Source organism: Pseudomonas sp. A-RE-22 (assembly GCF_019956035.1).
In the GTDB taxonomy this organism is placed as follows: Bacteria; Pseudomonadota; Gammaproteobacteria; order Pseudomonadales; family Pseudomonadaceae; genus Aquipseudomonas; species Aquipseudomonas brassicacearum.
On sequence record NZ_JAHBCZ010000011.1, the window covers coordinates 216,996 to 231,935 of the forward strand.

The following is a 14,940-nucleotide window of genomic DNA, read 5'->3' on the forward strand; positions in this document are numbered from 1 at the left end:
GCGACCCGAAACAGCGACTATGTTGTCTGGTTCGGTGTGTTTGTTTTTAGCCTGATGACGAAGGAGTTGACTCATGCGCGACAAACCGGCGAAGGGTTCCATGCCCGCCCCTGCCAACTTCATCAACGCACAAAGTGCGGTCACCGGCCTGCGTGGCAGGGACCTGCTGTCCACCTTGCGCAGCGTTGCCGTACACGGCTTGCGCAATCCGGTGCACAGTGCCCGGCATGCGTTGAAGCTGGGCGGTCAACTGGGCCGAGTGCTGCTGGGCGAGACCCTGCACCCCACCAACCCCAACGACCAGCGTTTCGCCGACCCCACCTGGCAGCTCAATCCGTTCTACCGCCGCAGCCTGCAGGCCTACCTGAGCTGGCAGAAACAGGTGACGAGTTGGATCGACGAAAGCACCATGAGCCAGGATGACCGCGCCCGCGCCCACTTCGCCTTCGCCCTGCTCAACGACGCCGTTTCGCCGTCCAACACCTTGCTCAACCCGCTGGCGGTCAAGGAACTGTTCAACTCCGGCGGCACCAGCCTGGTTCGAGGCCTCAGCCATCTGGTGGACGACCTGCTGCACAACGATGGGTTGCCGCGACAAGTCACCCCCCATGCCTTTGAAGTCGGCAAGACCCTGGCGACCACTCCCGGCGCGGTGGTGTTTCGCAACGAATTGCTCGAGCTGATCCAGTACCGGTCCATGAGTGAAAAGCAATACGCCAAGCCGTTGCTGATCGTGCCGCCGCAGATCAACAAGTTCTACATTTTCGACCTGAGCCCTTCCAACAGCTTCGTCCAGTACGCCCTGAAAAACGGTTTGCAGGTCTTCATCATCAGTTGGCGCAACCCCGACGTACGCCACCGAGAATGGGGCCTGTCCAGCTATGTCGAGGCCGTGGAAGAAGCCATGAACGTCTGCCGGGCGATCACCGGCGCCCGCGAGGTCAACCTGATGGGTGCCTGTGCCGGGGGCATGACCATCGCCGCCCTGCAAGGCCACCTGCAAGCCAAGCGCCAGTTGCGTCGGGTCGCCAGTGCCACGTACCTGGTGAGCCTGCTGGACAGCCAGATCGACAGCCAGGCCTCGCTGTTCATCGACGAGCAGACCCTCGAAGCCGCCAAGCGCCGCTCCTATCAGAAAGGCATCCTCGATGGCCGCGACCTGGCCCGGGTGTTCGCCTGGATGCGCCCCAACGATCTGATCTGGACTTACTTCATCAACAACTACCTGCTGGGCAAGGAGCCGCCGGCCTTCGACATCCTCTACTGGAACAACGACTGCACCCGCCTGCCGGCGGCTTACCACGGCGACCTGCTGGACTTCTTCAAGCACAACCCGCTGACCCATCCCGGCGGCCTGGAAGTGTGCGGCACGCCCATCGACCTGCAGAAGGTGACGGTAGACAGCTTCAGTGTGGGCGGCATCAATGACCACATCACGCCGTGGGACGCGGTGTATCGCTCGACCCTGTTGCTGGGTGGCGAAAAACGCTTCGTGCTTTCCAACAGCGGCCATGTCCAGAGCATCCTCAACCCGCCGGGCAACCCCAAGGCCAACTTCATCGAAAGCGCAAAATTGAGCAGCGACCCACGGGCCTGGTACTACGACGCCAAGCACGTCGAAGGCAGTTGGTGGACCCCATGGCTGGGCTGGATCCAGGAGCGTTCCGGCGCCCAGCACGAAACCCAGATGACCTTGGGCAATGCGAACTACCCGCCTCTGGACGCAGCTCCCGGCACCTATGTTCGCGTGCGCTGAAGGCCTTACCCCACGGCCAGGCGATTGGCCGTGGCATGACTTGATCATTAAGAAGACCGGATGAAAACCCGCGACCGCATCCTTGAATGTGCCCTGCAATTGTTCAACGAAAAGGGCGAACCGAACGTCTCCACCATGGAAATTGCCAACGAAATGGGCATCAGCCCGGGCAACCTCTATTACCACTTTCATGGCAAGGAACCGCTGATCCTCGGGCTGTTCGAGCGATTCCAGGGCGAACTGGCGCCGCTGCTGGACCCTCCGGCGGACGTGCAGTTGGCGCCGGAAGACTACTGGCTGTTCCTGCACTTGATCGTCGAGCGCCTGGCGCAGTACCGCTTTCTGTTCCAGGACCTGTCGAACCTGGCCGGGCGCCTGCCGAAGCTGGCCAAGGGCATCCGTCAGTTGCTCAATGCCCTGAAGCGCACCCTCGCCTCACTGCTGGCACAGCTCAAGGCCCAGGGATTGCTGGTCAGCGATACCCAGGCCCTGGGGCAACTGGTGGAGCAGATCACCATGACCTTGCTGTTCTCCCTGGACTACCAGCGGATCCTGGACCGCGAGGGCGAGGTTCGGCTGGTGGTCTACCAGATCATGATGCTGGTGGCCCCACACCTGCCGCCCGCGACCAAGGTCGCGACTGAGCAACTGGCGTTGCGCTACCTGGAAGAACACGAGTAACCCAGTGTGACGCTCCTCCCCACGCTCCGCGTGGGGATGCAACCCGGGACGCTCCGCGCCCCAAACAGCGGAACGCAGAGCGTCCCCGGAGGCATTCCCACGCGGGAGCGTGGGAACGAGCGCCCGACCTTCAGAGGCCGGGCGTTTTTGCATGTCCCGCAGAATCAGGACTGGGTGGTAGGCGTCGATGGAGCCGGCGCTGGAGTTGGCGTGGCGACCGGGGTCGGAGCGGCGGCGGAGTTCGCCGGGCTCGTCGGGGTCGCCGGTTTGGCGGCTGCGGTCGGCGCCTTCGGTGCAGCGGCTTTCGGCGCGGCCGGTTTTTTCACGGCCGGTTTTTTCGCCGCAGCAGGTTTGGCCGCCGCTTTTGCCGCAGGCTTGGCGGCGGGTTTCGCTGCCGGTTTGGCAGCTGCCGTTTTAGCCGCGGGTTTGGCCGCAGGCTTGGCTGCCGCTTTGGCCGCAGGTTTGGCCGCTACCGGTTTGGCCGCCGCCTTGGCAGCAGGCTTGGCCGCAGCAGTTTTAGCCGCGGGCTTGGCCGCTGCTTTCGCCGCAGGTTTGGCAGCGGGTTTCGCCGCAGCCTTGACCAGTGGCTTGGCCGCCGTTTTAGCAGCCGGCTTGGCCGCTGCAGTCTTGGTCGCCACCGGTGCGACCTTGGCGCCGGTGAGTTTTTCGATCTGCTTGGTCAGGGTGTCGACCTTGCTGTGCAGTGCCTTGACTTCATTACGGCTCGGCACACCCAGGCGCGAGATCGCACTGTTCAGGCGCTTGTCGAAAGCCCCTTCCAGTTCGTCCCATTTGCCCAGTGCACGATCCTTCACGCCGCCGATTCGCGACTTGGCGGACTCGGCAGAGTCCTTGGCTGCATCGACTTGTTTGCCGACTGCCGTCTTGGTGAGTTTTTCGGCCTTTTCGCCGTCCTTAACCAGGGACTCGAAGAGCTTGCTGCCGTCAGTGTCGATCTTCGAGTACACGCCTAAACCAGCAAGCCAGATTTTGCGGGAATACTTTTCAATCTTCCCGGCCCACGAGCTGCCCTCTTTTTCTGTGATTTTTTTGCCAGCCATCCCGTTCTCCTTAATGTTTACGCGCGACACGTTCGAGCAATGCTGTCAGCTCATCGAGCTTAGCAGAGAGTGTCTCAACGTCATGTTTAGACGGAATGCCGATACGATTCAAGGCACTTGCAACACGGGCATCGAATACCTTCTCGACTTTATCGAGTTGTACTTCAACCCGGGCCTTGAAAGTATTGACGTCGCTCTTGGCTTCAATCAATTCGCTGTTGGCCGCTTCAAGTTTTCCGGCAATTTTCTTTTTGCCTTTGGTTTCAATAACTTCGCCAGCCTTTACCAACTCCTGAAAGTACTCGCTGCCTTCCTGGCCGACCTTCGTGTAGGCGCCCAGGCCCGCCAGCCAGATCTTGCGCGCATACGTTTTCACGTCGCTGAGCGTGGAAGATTCAACGTCGGTTTTTTTCTTCAGAATAACTTTGGCCATGGTGCACCTCACTCGAAAAAAGGTTTGAGGAACTGCCCGCACATGGACGGGCTCAGGCACAAAGTAGTGAGAATAATTAGAAAGGGCACCCTAACAACTGACACAAAACCTGAGGGCGATGACTTCCCATGTGGGAGCGAGCTTGCTCGCGATTGCGGTGGACCAGCAACATTGATGTTGAATGACTCGCCGCTATCGCGAGCAAGCTCGCTCCCACAGGTGGACAGGTGGTGAACTTGAGTCATGCATTCCACCCACCCTTTCAATCAATCAAGCCAACGCCTTATCCAACGCCTTTTCGATTTCCGTCTTGATCGTGCCGCTCATGGCCGACATCAACATGCCCAGCTCCACGTCGACGCGGATCGAGTCGTCGCCCACATGCACTTCGCCCTTTACCCCGGAACGCTTGAGTTTCAGGGTGTCGCCCTCCCACTGCGGCTCCAGGCCATAGCTGTCGGACAACTTCTGCGCCAGCTTGTCGGCTTTCTCTCGCGCCACTTCCTTGCCCAGGCCATGGGCACGCTCAACAGTTATACGGGCCATCGGGTGACTCCTGTTTTATCGGGACTTGCCTGAACGTTTCAGACCCTGGCTGCGTCAAAACGTCCCGGCGGTAGCCCATCTTACCTTCAGCCTTGCCAAGACAAAGCCCTCCACCGGGATTAGAATGTCCCGCATTCTTTTTTGGTGACCGCGATATGACTGATCAGCGCAAAGGCAGCGATGCCGAACCCACCACTCACTTCGGCTTCAAGAACGTGCCGGAAAGCCAGAAAGCGGAAAAAGTCGCTGAGGTTTTCCACTCCGTAGCCGCCAAGTATGACTTGATGAACGACTTGCTCTCGGGCGGCATGCACCGCCTGTGGAAGCGTTTCGCGATAGAACTGTCGGGCGTGCGCAGCGGCAATCGCGTGCTGGACATCGCTGGCGGCACGGGCGACCTGACGAAGAAGTTTTCCCACATCGTCGGGCCGACCGGCCAGGTGGTCCTGGCCGACATCAACGAATCCATGCTCAAGGTCGGTCGCGACCGCCTGCTGGACCTGGGTGTGGCCGGCAACGTCGAGTTCGTCCAGGCCGACGCTGAAAAGCTGCCGTTCCCCGACAACCATTTCGACTGCGTGACCATCGCCTTCGGCCTGCGCAACGTCACCCACAAGGAAGATGCCCTGCGCTCGATGCTGCGGGTGCTCAAGCCCGGTGGCCGCCTGCTGGTGCTGGAGTTCTCCAAGCCCACCAACGCGCTGATGTCCAAGGCCTATGACGCCTACTCGTTCGCCTTCATGCCGCTGATGGGCAAGCTGATCACCAACGACTCGGAAAGCTATCGCTACCTGGCCGAATCGATCCGCATGCACCCGAACCAGGAAACCCTGAAGTCGATGATGGTCGAGGCCGGTTTCGACCGCGTGACCTACCACAACATGACCGCAGGCATCGTCGCCCTGCACCGCGGTATCAAACCCTGATGCTGCTCACCGGCCTACTCGCCAGCGTCGAACTCGGCCTCAACCGGGTGCTGCGCCTGGACAGCACGGCGCTCGCGCGCCTGGCGCACTTGAGTGGCAAGGTGATTGCCGTGGACTGTCGCAGCCCGGCGCGGCGGTTGTTCATCCTGCCCAGCGACGAAGGCCTGATGCTCGCCGCGCATTGGGAGGCCGAGGCCGACTGCACGCTGCGCGCCCCGGCGTCGAGCCTGCTGAACCTGGTCCTGGGCAAGGACAAGACCGCGGTGCTGCACAGCCCCGACGTGGAGCTCGACGGCGACAGCGGCGTACTGCTGGAGCTGGCGGCGATTCTCCAGGACCTGGAGCTGGACTGGGAATACGAAGTGTCCCGCTGGATCGGTCCGGTGGCGACCCAATTGCTCAGCGGCCATTTGCGCAGCCGCAGCCGCTGGTATCGGCAGGGGTTCGCCAGCCTGGGGCAGAATCTGAGTGAATACCTGGCCGAAGAATCGCGTACCCTCGTAGGCCAACGCGAAGCACAAGCCCGTTTTAATGAACTGGACCAGATCAAACTTGACCTGGAACGTCTCGAGGCGCGTTTCGAGCGCCTTTCCCGATCCCTTGAAACCAAGCGATAACGCATGAAGCTGCTTGCCGTCCGCCGTTTGTTGCGCATCCAGCGCGTCGTGATCCGCTACCGCCTCGATGACCTGCTGTTCGCCCTGCCGCTGCCCTGGTTTCTCCTGGCCCTGCGCTTCGTACTGCCGTGGCGCTGGTTTCCCCGGCGAACGCTGGACCTGAGTCGCGGTGCGCGCTTGCGCCTGGCCTTGCAGGACCTGGGGCCGATCTTCATCAAGTTCGGGCAGATCCTTTCGACCCGTCGCGACCTGTTGCCCGAAGACATCGCCGATGAACTGATGCGCCTGCAAGACCGCGTGCCGCCGTTCGATTCCAAGGTGTCGGTGGCGCTGATCGAGGAACAACTGGGCAAGAAGATCAGCGAAGTCTTCAGCCGCTTCGACGTCGAGCCCCTGGCCTCGGCCTCCGTCGCCCAGGTTCACGCCGCACAACTCAAGAGCGGCGAAGAAGTGGTGGTCAAGGTCATCCGCCCGGGCCTCAAGCCGATCATTGCCCAGGACCTGGCGTGGCTGTTCATCCTCGCCCGCGCCGCCGAGCGGTTGTCGGCCGATGCCCGCCTGCTACACCCGGTGGACGTGGTCCAGGACTACGAGAAAACCATCTACGACGAACTCGACCTGCTGCGCGAGGCCGCCAACGCCAGCCAGCTGCGCCGCAACTTCGAAGGTTCGCCGCTGCTGTATGTGCCGCAAGTCTATTGGGACTGGTGCCGGCCGAAAGTATTGGTGATGGAGCGCATCTACGGCATCCAGGTCACCGACCTGGCGACCCTGGCCGACCAGCGCACCGACATGAAGATGCTCGCCGAACGCGGCGTGGAAATCTTCTTCACCCAGGTGTTTCGCGACAGCTTCTTCCATGCCGACATGCACCCGGGCAACATCTTCGTCAGCACGGTGCAGCCGTGGAGCCCGCAGTACATCGCCATCGACTGCGGCATCGTCGGTAGCCTGACACCAGAAGACCAGGACTATCTGGCCCGCAACCTGTTCGCCTTCTTCAAGCGTGACTACCGTCGCGTCGCGCAACTGCACATCGATTCGGGCTGGGTGCCGGCCGAGACCAAGCTCAACGAGTTCGAAGCGGCGATCCGCACCGTGTGCGAACCGATCTTCGAAAAACCGTTAAAAGATATTTCCTTCGGCCAGGTGCTGATGCGCCTGTTCCAGACCGCGCGGCGCTTCAACATGGAAGTCCAGCCACAGCTGGTGCTGCTGCAGAAAACCCTGTTGAACATCGAAGGCCTTGGCCGCCAGTTGTACCCGGAGCTCGACCTGTGGAACACCGCCCAGCCGTTCCTCGAACGCTGGATGCGCGAGCGCGTCAGTCCCAAAACCTTGCTGGGCAACGTGCAGAGCCAGTTCGAGCAGCTCCCGCACCTGGCCAACATGACCCGCGACCTGCTCGAACGCATGTCCCAGCCCCACGCCCACGACCCGGCGCCCCCGTGGCACCGACGCAAGGACGACTGGCTGTTGCGCCTGCTGGGCGCCGCTCACCTGGGAGGCGGCGCAGTGCTGGCGACCGGCGGGCCGCTGAGCCAACTGGGTCACTGGCCCGCCGGTATCATGATGGTGGTCGGTCTGTATCTGGTCGTTCGCCGATAGCCAGCACCGGTTCGCACTGGCACACTGTTTCAACGCTGGGCCCGCCGACGTCAGGTGCGCGGCCCATGGTCGGAGTCAAAGATGAAAAACTGGCAGGACGAGATCAAATGGGACGCTGACGGCCTGGTGCCGGCCATCGCCCAGGACCACAAGACCGGGCGCGTATTGATGATGGCCTGGATGAACCGCGAAGCGCTGGCCCTGACCGCCGCCGAGAACCGCGCCATCTATTGGTCACGTTCCCGTGGCAAGCTGTGGCGCAAAGGTGAAGAGTCCGGGCACGTGCAGCACCTGCATGAGATGCGCCTGGACTGCGACGGCGACGTCATCATCCTGATGGTCGAGCAAGTCGGTGAGATTGCCTGCCACACCGGCCGTCAAAGCTGCTTCTATCGCGTCTTCGAGAACGGCGACTGGAAAACCGTCGACCCGGTGCTCAAGGACCCGCATGCCATTTATTCAGGACATACCCATGAGTGACACCCTGACCCGCCTGGCCCAGGTGCTGGAAGAGCGCAAGGGCGCCGCGGCCGACAGCTCCTATGTCGCCAGCCTGTACCACAAGGGCTTGAACAAGATTCTGGAGAAAGTCGGCGAAGAGTCGGTCGAGACCATCATCGCCGCCAAGGACGCCGCCATCAGTGGCGATTGCAGCGACGTGATCTACGAGACCGCCGACCTGTGGTTCCACAGCCTGGTCATGCTGGCCCAACTGGGGCAGCATCCGCAGGCCGTACTGGATGAACTGGACCGTCGCTTCGGTCTGTCCGGGCACGTCGAGAAAGCCTCGCGCCCGTCCGCCTGATCAACTTTTGAGAGGAATAGCTCCATGGGTATTTTTGACTGGAAACACTGGATCGTCATCCTGGTCGTCGTGGTGCTGGTGTTCGGTACCAAGAAACTGAAAAACCTCGGCACCGATGTCGGTGAGTCGATCAAGGGCTTTCGCAAGGCCATGAACGATGACGAAAAACCGGCCGACCCGTCGGCGGCTCCTGGCCAACCCGCGCAGCCGACCCAACCGGTACACCCCCAGGCCAGCCAGCCTGTGAATGCGCCGCACACCATCGACGTGCAGGCCCAGAAAGTCGAAGAGCCCGTCCGCAAAGACTCGTGAGCACTGACTAATGTTTGGGATCAGCTTCACTGAACTGCTGCTCGTCGGCCTCGTCGCCCTTCTGGTACTGGGCCCCGAGCGCCTGCCGGGTGCTGCGCGCACCGCCGGTCTGTGGATCGGCCGCCTGAAGCGCAGCTTCAATGCGATCAAACAGGAAGTTGAACGTGAGATCGGTGCCGACGACATCCGTCGGCAACTTCACAACGAACATATTCTGTCCCTGGAGCAGGAAGCGCGGAAAATCTTCACGCCGACCCAACAGGAACCGACGCCGGTTCCGCCCGTGGCCGAACCGACGATTGCGCCCCAGGCGCCGGTGGATGGTGCGAGGTCAGTGACAGAACCGGCGCCAGTGACACCGACGGCAGCGGATACAGCGCCCCCTGCTGTCCCTGCGCCTAACGACCCTACTTTGCCGCCGCGAGCCCCATGAGCGATATCCCAGAGAACGACCAGCCGATGCCGCTGGTATCGCACCTCACCGAGTTGCGCACCCGTCTGCTGCGTTGCGTCGCGGCGATTTTCATTATCTTCGCCGGGCTGTTTTCCTTCACCCAGCAGATCTACACCTTCGTCTCCACGCCACTGCGCCAGTACCTGCCGGTAGGCGCGACAATGATCGCCACCGACGTGTCGTCGCCGTTCCTGACGCCTCTGAAGCTGACGATGATGGTCTCGCTGTTCCTGGCGATTCCGGTGATCCTGCACCAGATCTGGGGCTTCATCGCACCGGGTCTGTACAAGCATGAAAAGCGCATCGCCGTGCCGCTGCTGGTGTCCAGTATCCTGCTGTTCTACACCGGCATGGCCTTCGCCTATTACCTGGTGTTCCCGCTGATCTTCAAGTTCTTCGCCGCCGCCACCCCGGCGGGCGTGGAAATGATGACCGACATCAGCAGCTACCTGGATTTCGTCATGACGCTGTTCTTCGCCTTCGGCGTGGCGTTCGAAATCCCCGTGGCCGTGGTGCTGCTGGTGTGGATTGGCGTGGTCGACGTGGCCTATTTGAAGAAGATCCGCCCCTACGTGATCATCGGCTGCTTCGTGGTCGGCATGATCCTGACCCCGCCGGACATCTTCTCCCAGACCCTGCTCGCGGTGCCGATGTGGCTACTGTTCGAGATCGGCATCCTGTTCGGTGGCCTGGTGCGCAAGCGCCGGGAAGAAGAGCCCGAGGAACAACCGGTCGATGACCACAACGACCAGCCGCCAGCGACCCAAGCGTGAACCTGCTGCTGCTCGAAGAGGCCGACTTCATCGGGCCTGACCGCGTGGTCCTGAGCGATCGCCGGTTGACCCACATGCAGGAAGTCCATCGCAGCGCCGTCGGTGACAGCCTGCGCGTCGGGCGCATCGGGGGGCTGATGGGCACCGCCCAGGTGCTGCGCCTGGAAGCCCGCGAGGCCGAACTGCAAGTGACCCTCGACCAGCCTCCACCGGCCAAGTTGCCGCTGACCCTGGTGCTCGCCCTGCCACGTCCGAAAATGCTTCGGCGGGTGTTCCAGACCGTCGCCACCATGGGCGTGCCGCGCGTGGTGCTGGTCAACAGCTATCGCGTGGAAAAGAGCTTTTGGCAGACGCCGTTTCTCGAACCCGAGGCCATCCGCGAGCAACTGATCCTGGGCCTGGAACAAGCCCGGGACAGCGTGCTGCCGGAAATCATCATCGAAAAACGCTTCAAGCCCTTCGTCGAAGACCGCCTGCCGGCCATGACCGACGGCACCTTGGGCCTGGTCGGTCACCCTGGCAACTACCCACCCTGCCCTCGCGCGCTGACAGAACCGGTGACACTGGCCATCGGCCCGGAAGGCGGCTGGATTCCCTACGAGATCGACCTGTTGGCCAAGGCCGGCCTGCAACCGGTGCAACTGGGCGAGCGGATCCTGCGGGTCGAGACTGCGGTGACGGCGCTGCTTGCACGACTGTTCTGATCCTCTGTCGCTTGCCACCGTGTCCCAAGCTCATTTAACTCATTTCTCCAGTTCCTCCCACAATGTGTCGATACAGCTACTATGAAAGGCAGTTCCGCCCTTCAAGGGAGTATCAGCATGTTCCGATGGCTAGGTAACGTAGGCGTTAATCGCAAACTCGGCTTCGGTTTCGGCTTGGTACTCTTCTTGACCGTAATGATCGCCTTCACTGGCTGGACCGGCCTGCGTAAGGTGATTGGCCACGGCGACACGCTGGAGCTCATCGCCAGCCTGAATGACGTGACCAAGGACCTGCGCTCCGCGCGCATGGATTACGACGCGACACGCGGCGAGAAAGGCCCAGGTGACCTTAATGATCTCCTCGGTAAATTGGAGCCTGGACTACGGACCGCGCGCCAATCGATCGAGCAACCGGTCGACGTGGCGATCATCGACAAGCAACTGGCGGCCGTCGCCGAGTACAGAACTGCCGTCGCCGATTTGATCCGCGCTACCGCCAGCCGTGAGGATGCCCGCAGCAAATTGGGCGCCAGCGCCGATAACGCCGTGACCCGTGTCTCCGACATTGAAAATGCCCTGCTGCAAGGCGATAGCGTGACACAATTCAACAGTGTGGTGACCTTGGGCAAGGCCATCCAGCAGGCTCGTTATCAGGTTCGCGGCTACACCTACAGTGGCCAGGCGGCCGCCGAGCAACCCGCGCAGGATGCCATCGATAACGCTTTGAAAATCCTCGACAGTCTTGCGGCCCAACTGCCAGAAGAACACGCCGCCAAGCTGCGGCAGGCCGGCGAATCGTTCAAGACCTATCATGCAACCGTCAGCCAGTTCCGTGACGCCCAGACCGCAAGCGCGGCCGCCATCAAGCGCATGTCCGACCTGGGGGTCGTGCTACGCGAGGCCAGTAGAAATCTCACAGTGTCCCAGACGAGCGTGCGCAATCATGAAGCTGCCCAGGCCGAGACTGTCCTGGTAACGGCCGCCGCACTGGCCCTTCTGTTCGGCTTGATCGCGGCGCTGGCGATCACCCGGCAGATCGTCGCCCCGCTGGACCAGACTCTCAAGGTTGCCGAATACGTGGCCGCAGGCGACTTGACCCACAACCTCACCTCAGAGCGCCGCGACGAACTGGGCCAGCTACAGCGCACCATGCAAAGCATGACCGTGGGCCTGCGGCAATTGATCGGCGGCATCAGCGACAGCGTCACGCAAATCGCCAGCGCCGCCGAACAGCTCTCGGCCGTCACCGAGCAGACCAGCGCCGGGGTCAACAAACAGAAAGTGGAAACCGATCAGGTCGCCACCGCCATGCACGAAATGACCGCCACGGTGCAGGAAGTGGCGCGTAACGCCGAGGAAGCCTGCGAAGCGACGGTCGCCGCGGAACAGCAGGCTCGCGAAGGCGAAAAAGTGGTGGGTGAAGCCATCGCCCAAATCGAACGCCTGTCCAAGGAAATGGGCAATTCCACCGAAGCCATGGGTCATCTCAAGCGCGAGAGCGACAAGATCGGCAGCGTGCTGGACGTGATCAAGTCCGTGGCCCAGCAAACCAACCTGCTGGCCCTCAATGCGGCCATCGAGGCGGCCCGTGCCGGTGAAGCCGGGCGTGGTTTCGCAGTAGTGGCCGACGAGGTTCGTGGCCTGGCCCAACGTACCCAGAAGTCCACCGAAGAAATCGAAGCACTGATCGGCAACCTGCAATCGGGCACCGAACAGGTCGCCACCACCCTGGACAACAGCCGCAACCTGACCGACAGCAGCGTCGAACTGACCCGTCGTGCCGGCGGCTCACTGGAAAACATCACCCGCACGGTCTCGGCGATCCAGTCGATGAACCAGCAGATCGCCGCTGCGGCCGAGCAACAGAGCGCCGTGGCCGAAGAGATCAACCGCAGCGTAGTGAACGTTCGCGATGTCTCCGAACAAACCGCTTCCTCCAGCGAAGAAACCGCCGCTTCCAGCGCCGAACTGGCGCGACTGGGGGTTCATTTGCAGACACTGGTGGGACGCTTCAAAGTCTAAACGCCGAAAAAGCGGCGAGTACAGCCTCCGTGGCAAAGGGCCTTGCTCCCGCGTGGGTGCGAATCGGCCATCAACCGCGTTCGGACTGGCAACGACTTCGCCGCCGAGCGCGGACAAGCGCCCTCGCTACGGATATACCCCCGCCTATTTTCTACAGATCCCGGTCAGATGGTCGATACTCTTTTCATAAGGCCTATATAAGGTTCGAGGGAGTATCAGCATGTTCAGTTGGCTAACCGAAAAGCTGGGAAACGTAAGTGTCAATCGCAAACTGGGTTTCGGTTTTGGCCTGGTGCTGCTCATGACTCTCCTGAGCACCTTCGCGGGCTGGAACAGCCTGAGCAGCGTGATCAGCCGCGCGGATAAACAGGCGTCCATTGCCAGCCTCAATGAGTTGGCCAAGGATTTGCGAATCGCCAGTCTCGACTATGAGATGCGGCGCGGCGAACAAGGGCCAGCAGTCGTCAATGAGTTCGTAGGCAAGCTTCAAGAAAGCGTACAAGCGGCCCTCAAACGGTTTATACGCCCGGCAGACCAGGAGTTGCTCAATCAGCAGCTGGCTATCCTCGATGAGTACAAACGCGCCTTTGTCGACCTGACCCAGGCGACGCAGAATCGCGAATCGGCCCGCTCCAAGCTTGGCGCCAACGCCGACAACGCCGTAGCCAAGGTGACCGAAGTCGAAAATGCCGTGCGCCAAGGCGACAGCGTCGCTCAATTTGACAGTGTGGTCAGCCTGAGCAAAGCCATCCAGCAAGCCCGCTACCAAGTCCGCGGCTACACCTACAGCGGCAAGGCCGATGCCGAGCAACCAGCATTGGAGGCCATCGATAACGTATTGAAAAACCTCGAAAGCCTGCCGGGCAAACTGCCGGAACACGCCGCCAACCTGCAACAAGCTTCTGAATCGATGAAGGCTTATCGCGCTGCCGTCAGCCAGTTCCGCGACTCACAGGTCGCCAGCGCCTCGGCCCTCAAGAAAATGGCCGATCAAGATACCCGTTTGGACGCCCTGAATAATCAATTGACGACTTCGCAGATCGAGAAACGCGACCAGGAAACGGCTCAAGCGAAAGAAACGCTGATCATCGTCACCATCCTGGCACTGGCATTTGGCCTGCTGGCTGCCTGGATCATCACCCGGCAGATCGTCGCACCACTGCAACAGACCCTGGTGGCCCTCGAACGTGTCGCCTCCGGCGACTTGAGCCATAACCTGGTGGTCACCCGCCGCGACGACATGGGTCAACTGCAAGGCAGCCTGCAGCGAATGGTGATCAGCCTGCGGCAACTGATCGGGGGTATCAGCGACGGCGTCACGCAAATCGCCAGCGCCGCCGAACAGCTCTCGGCCGTCACCGAGCAGACCAGCGCCGGGGTCAACAGCCAGAAAGTGGAAACCGATCAGGTCGCCACTGCGATGCACGAAATGACCGCCACCGTGCAGGAAGTGGCGCGCAATGCCGAGGAAGCCTCCGAAGCGGCAGTTGCCGCTGACCAGCAGGCTCGCGAAGGCGAAAAAGTGGTCGGCGAAGCCATCGCCCAGATCGAACGCCTGTCCAAGGAAGTGGGCAACTCCACCGAAGCCATGGGCCACCTCAAGCGCGAGAGCGACAAGATCGGCAGCGTGCTGGACGTGATCAAGTCCGTGGCCCAGCAAACCAACCTGCTGGCCCTCAATGCCGCCATCGAGGCAGCCCGGGCCGGTGAAGCCGGGCGTGGGTTTGCGGTAGTCGCCGATGAAGTCCGCAGCCTGGCCCAGCGTACCCAGAAGTCCACCGAAGAAATCGAAGAGCTGATCCTGGGCCTGCAATCGGGCACCGAACAGGTCGCGACCACCCTGGACAACAGCCGCAACCTGACCGACAGCAGCGTCGAGCTGACCCGCCGTGCCGGTGGTTCTCTGGAAAACATCACCCGTACGGTCTCGGCGATCCAGTCGATGAACCAACAGATCGCCGCTGCGGCCGAGCAGCAGAGCGCCGTGGCCGAAGAGATCAACCGCAGCGTCGTGAACGTTCGCGATGTCTCCGAACAAACCGCTTCCTCCAGCGAAGAAACCGCCGCCTCCAGCGCCGAACTGGCACGGTTGGGGGTTCATTTGCAGACACTGGTAGGTCGCTTCAAGGTCTAACCAGAGGGCAGGTATAAAACCCGTGGCCAGAGATTGCTCCCGCTTGGGAGCGACGCGGCCACTACTGTGACATCTATTCTCTACAGATCCCTTCCAACCGGTCGATAT

Annotated in this window: 15 protein-coding genes and 3 pseudogenes; 15 read left to right on the forward strand and 3 right to left on the reverse strand. The window is 61.6% G+C overall.

Annotated elements, in window-relative coordinates:
- Nucleotides 1-73 precede the first annotated feature (73 nt).
- Complete coding sequence (gene phaC / locus KGA89_RS07230; protein WP_223471064.1) at nt 74-1,756, forward strand: class II poly(R)-hydroxyalkanoic acid synthase; 1,683 nt, start codon at nt 74-76, stop codon at nt 1,754-1,756.
- Between the two features lie 60 nt (nt 1,757-1,816).
- Complete coding sequence (locus KGA89_RS07235; RefSeq protein ID WP_003196944.1) at nt 1,817-2,437, forward strand: TetR/AcrR family transcriptional regulator; 621 nt, start codon at nt 1,817-1,819, stop codon at nt 2,435-2,437.
- Nucleotides 2,438-2,601: 164 nt separating this feature from the next.
- On the opposite strand, the gene KGA89_RS07240 is transcribed toward KGA89_RS07235, so the two are convergent.
- The 3 genes from KGA89_RS07240 to KGA89_RS07250 form a co-directional block, all read right to left on the reverse strand.
- Entirely contained in the window at nt 2,602-3,498 is an 897-nt protein-coding gene (locus KGA89_RS07240; RefSeq protein WP_114731306.1) for a phasin family protein, read from the reverse strand.
- Between the two features lie 10 nt (nt 3,499-3,508).
- Nucleotides 3,509-3,931, reverse strand: coding sequence for a phasin family protein (locus tag KGA89_RS07245; RefSeq protein WP_003196940.1), 423 nt, complete (start codon nt 3,929-3,931; stop codon nt 3,509-3,511).
- Between the two features lie 270 nt (nt 3,932-4,201).
- A complete protein-coding gene (locus tag KGA89_RS07250) occupies nt 4,202-4,477 on the reverse strand; it encodes a polyhydroxyalkanoic acid system family protein (RefSeq protein ID WP_003196939.1) in 276 nt (91 codons plus the stop codon).
- Nucleotides 4,478-4,632: 155 nt separating this feature from the next.
- On the opposite strand from KGA89_RS07250, the gene ubiE reads away from it, so the two are divergent.
- From ubiE to KGA89_RS30720, 13 genes and pseudogenes are all read left to right on the forward strand, one after another.
- Entirely contained in the window at nt 4,633-5,403 is a 771-nt protein-coding gene (gene ubiE, locus KGA89_RS07255; protein ID WP_003196937.1) for a bifunctional demethylmenaquinone methyltransferase/2-methoxy-6-polyprenyl-1,4-benzoquinol methylase UbiE, read from the forward strand.
- Nucleotides 5,403-6,027, forward strand: a pseudogene (locus tag KGA89_RS07260) (SCP2 domain-containing protein). Before ubiE ends, KGA89_RS07260 begins: the two are co-directional and overlap by 1 nt.
- The gene (ubiB, locus tag KGA89_RS07265; protein WP_003196934.1) at nt 6,024-7,628 is read left to right on the forward strand and encodes a ubiquinone biosynthesis regulatory protein kinase UbiB; all 1,605 of its coding nucleotides are present in this window, start codon (nt 6,024-6,026) and stop codon (nt 7,626-7,628) included. The pseudogene KGA89_RS07260 and the gene ubiB overlap by 4 nt, the downstream one beginning before the upstream one ends.
- An 81-nt stretch (nt 7,629-7,709) precedes the next feature.
- Complete coding sequence (hisI, locus tag KGA89_RS07270) at nt 7,710-8,108, forward strand: phosphoribosyl-AMP cyclohydrolase (RefSeq protein WP_003196931.1); 399 nt, start codon at nt 7,710-7,712, stop codon at nt 8,106-8,108.
- Nucleotides 8,101-8,433 carry a phosphoribosyl-ATP diphosphatase gene (locus KGA89_RS07275; protein ID WP_003186671.1) on the forward strand — a complete coding sequence of 111 codons (333 nt, stop codon included), beginning with the start codon at nt 8,101-8,103 and terminating at the stop codon, nt 8,431-8,433. Before hisI ends, KGA89_RS07275 begins: the two co-directional genes overlap by 8 nt.
- Nucleotides 8,434-8,457: 24 nt before the next feature.
- Nucleotides 8,458-8,745 carry a twin-arginine translocase TatA/TatE family subunit gene (locus KGA89_RS07280; protein ID WP_003196929.1) on the forward strand — a complete coding sequence of 96 codons (288 nt, stop codon included), beginning with the start codon at nt 8,458-8,460 and terminating at the stop codon, nt 8,743-8,745.
- Nucleotides 8,746-8,755: 10 nt separating this feature from the next.
- Nucleotides 8,756-9,178: a Sec-independent protein translocase protein TatB gene (gene tatB, locus KGA89_RS07285; protein ID WP_223471066.1), complete on the forward strand. Its 423-nt coding sequence runs from the start codon at nt 8,756-8,758 to the stop codon at nt 9,176-9,178.
- Nucleotides 9,175-9,972, forward strand: a complete 798-nt coding sequence (tatC, locus tag KGA89_RS07290) for a twin-arginine translocase subunit TatC (protein ID WP_003196925.1) — start codon at nt 9,175-9,177, stop codon at nt 9,970-9,972. The genes tatB and tatC overlap by 4 nt, the downstream gene beginning before the upstream one ends.
- On the forward strand, nt 9,969-10,676 hold the full coding sequence (locus KGA89_RS07295) for a 16S rRNA (uracil(1498)-N(3))-methyltransferase (protein WP_003196923.1): 708 nt from the start codon (nt 9,969-9,971) through the stop codon (nt 10,674-10,676). The genes tatC and KGA89_RS07295 overlap by 4 nt, the downstream gene beginning before the upstream one ends.
- A gap of 195 nt (nt 10,677-10,871) precedes the next feature.
- Nucleotides 10,872-11,840 (forward strand): annotated as a pseudogene (locus KGA89_RS30705) (methyl-accepting chemotaxis protein); the annotation flags it as partial.
- Nucleotides 11,841-11,984: 144 nt separating this feature from the next.
- On the forward strand, nt 11,985-12,698 hold the full coding sequence (locus KGA89_RS30710) for a methyl-accepting chemotaxis protein (protein WP_411740621.1): 714 nt from the start codon (nt 11,985-11,987) through the stop codon (nt 12,696-12,698).
- Between the two features lie 301 nt (nt 12,699-12,999).
- Nucleotides 13,000-13,929 (forward strand): annotated as a pseudogene (locus tag KGA89_RS30715) (methyl-accepting chemotaxis protein); the annotation flags it as partial.
- Nucleotides 13,930-14,127: 198 nt separating this feature from the next.
- Nucleotides 14,128-14,832, forward strand: coding sequence for a methyl-accepting chemotaxis protein (locus KGA89_RS30720; protein ID WP_371856174.1), 705 nt, complete (start codon nt 14,128-14,130; stop codon nt 14,830-14,832).
- Nucleotides 14,833-14,940: the final 108 nt, after the last annotated feature.

Excerpts from the sequence above, each read along its gene's own strand:
- KGA89_RS07245 (WP_003196940.1), bottom strand. The coding sequence starts at position 3,931 with ATGGCCAAAGTTATTCTGAAGAAAAAAACCGACGTTGAATCTTCCACG.
- KGA89_RS30720 (WP_371856174.1), top strand. The coding sequence starts at position 14,128 with ATGACCGCCACCGTGCAGGAAGTGGCGCGCAATGCCGAGGAAGCCTCC.
- tatC (WP_003196925.1), top strand. The coding sequence starts at position 9,175 with ATGAGCGATATCCCAGAGAACGACCAGCCGATGCCGCTGGTATCGCAC.
- KGA89_RS07235 (WP_003196944.1), top strand. The coding sequence starts at position 1,817 with ATGAAAACCCGCGACCGCATCCTTGAATGTGCCCTGCAATTGTTCAAC.
- KGA89_RS30710 (WP_411740621.1), top strand. The coding sequence starts at position 11,985 with ATGCACGAAATGACCGCCACGGTGCAGGAAGTGGCGCGTAACGCCGAG.
- KGA89_RS07250 (WP_003196939.1), bottom strand. The coding sequence starts at position 4,477 with ATGGCCCGTATAACTGTTGAGCGTGCCCATGGCCTGGGCAAGGAAGTG.
- hisI (WP_003196931.1), top strand. The coding sequence starts at position 7,710 with ATGAAAAACTGGCAGGACGAGATCAAATGGGACGCTGACGGCCTGGTG.
- KGA89_RS07275 (WP_003186671.1), top strand. The coding sequence starts at position 8,101 with ATGAGTGACACCCTGACCCGCCTGGCCCAGGTGCTGGAAGAGCGCAAG.
- ubiE (WP_003196937.1), top strand. The coding sequence starts at position 4,633 with ATGACTGATCAGCGCAAAGGCAGCGATGCCGAACCCACCACTCACTTC.
- KGA89_RS07280 (WP_003196929.1), top strand. The coding sequence starts at position 8,458 with ATGGGTATTTTTGACTGGAAACACTGGATCGTCATCCTGGTCGTCGTG.
- KGA89_RS07240 (WP_114731306.1), bottom strand. The coding sequence starts at position 3,498 with ATGGCTGGCAAAAAAATCACAGAAAAAGAGGGCAGCTCGTGGGCCGGG.
- phaC (WP_223471064.1), top strand. The coding sequence starts at position 74 with ATGCGCGACAAACCGGCGAAGGGTTCCATGCCCGCCCCTGCCAACTTC.
- ubiB (WP_003196934.1), top strand. The coding sequence starts at position 6,024 with ATGAAGCTGCTTGCCGTCCGCCGTTTGTTGCGCATCCAGCGCGTCGTG.
- tatB (WP_223471066.1), top strand. The coding sequence starts at position 8,756 with ATGTTTGGGATCAGCTTCACTGAACTGCTGCTCGTCGGCCTCGTCGCC.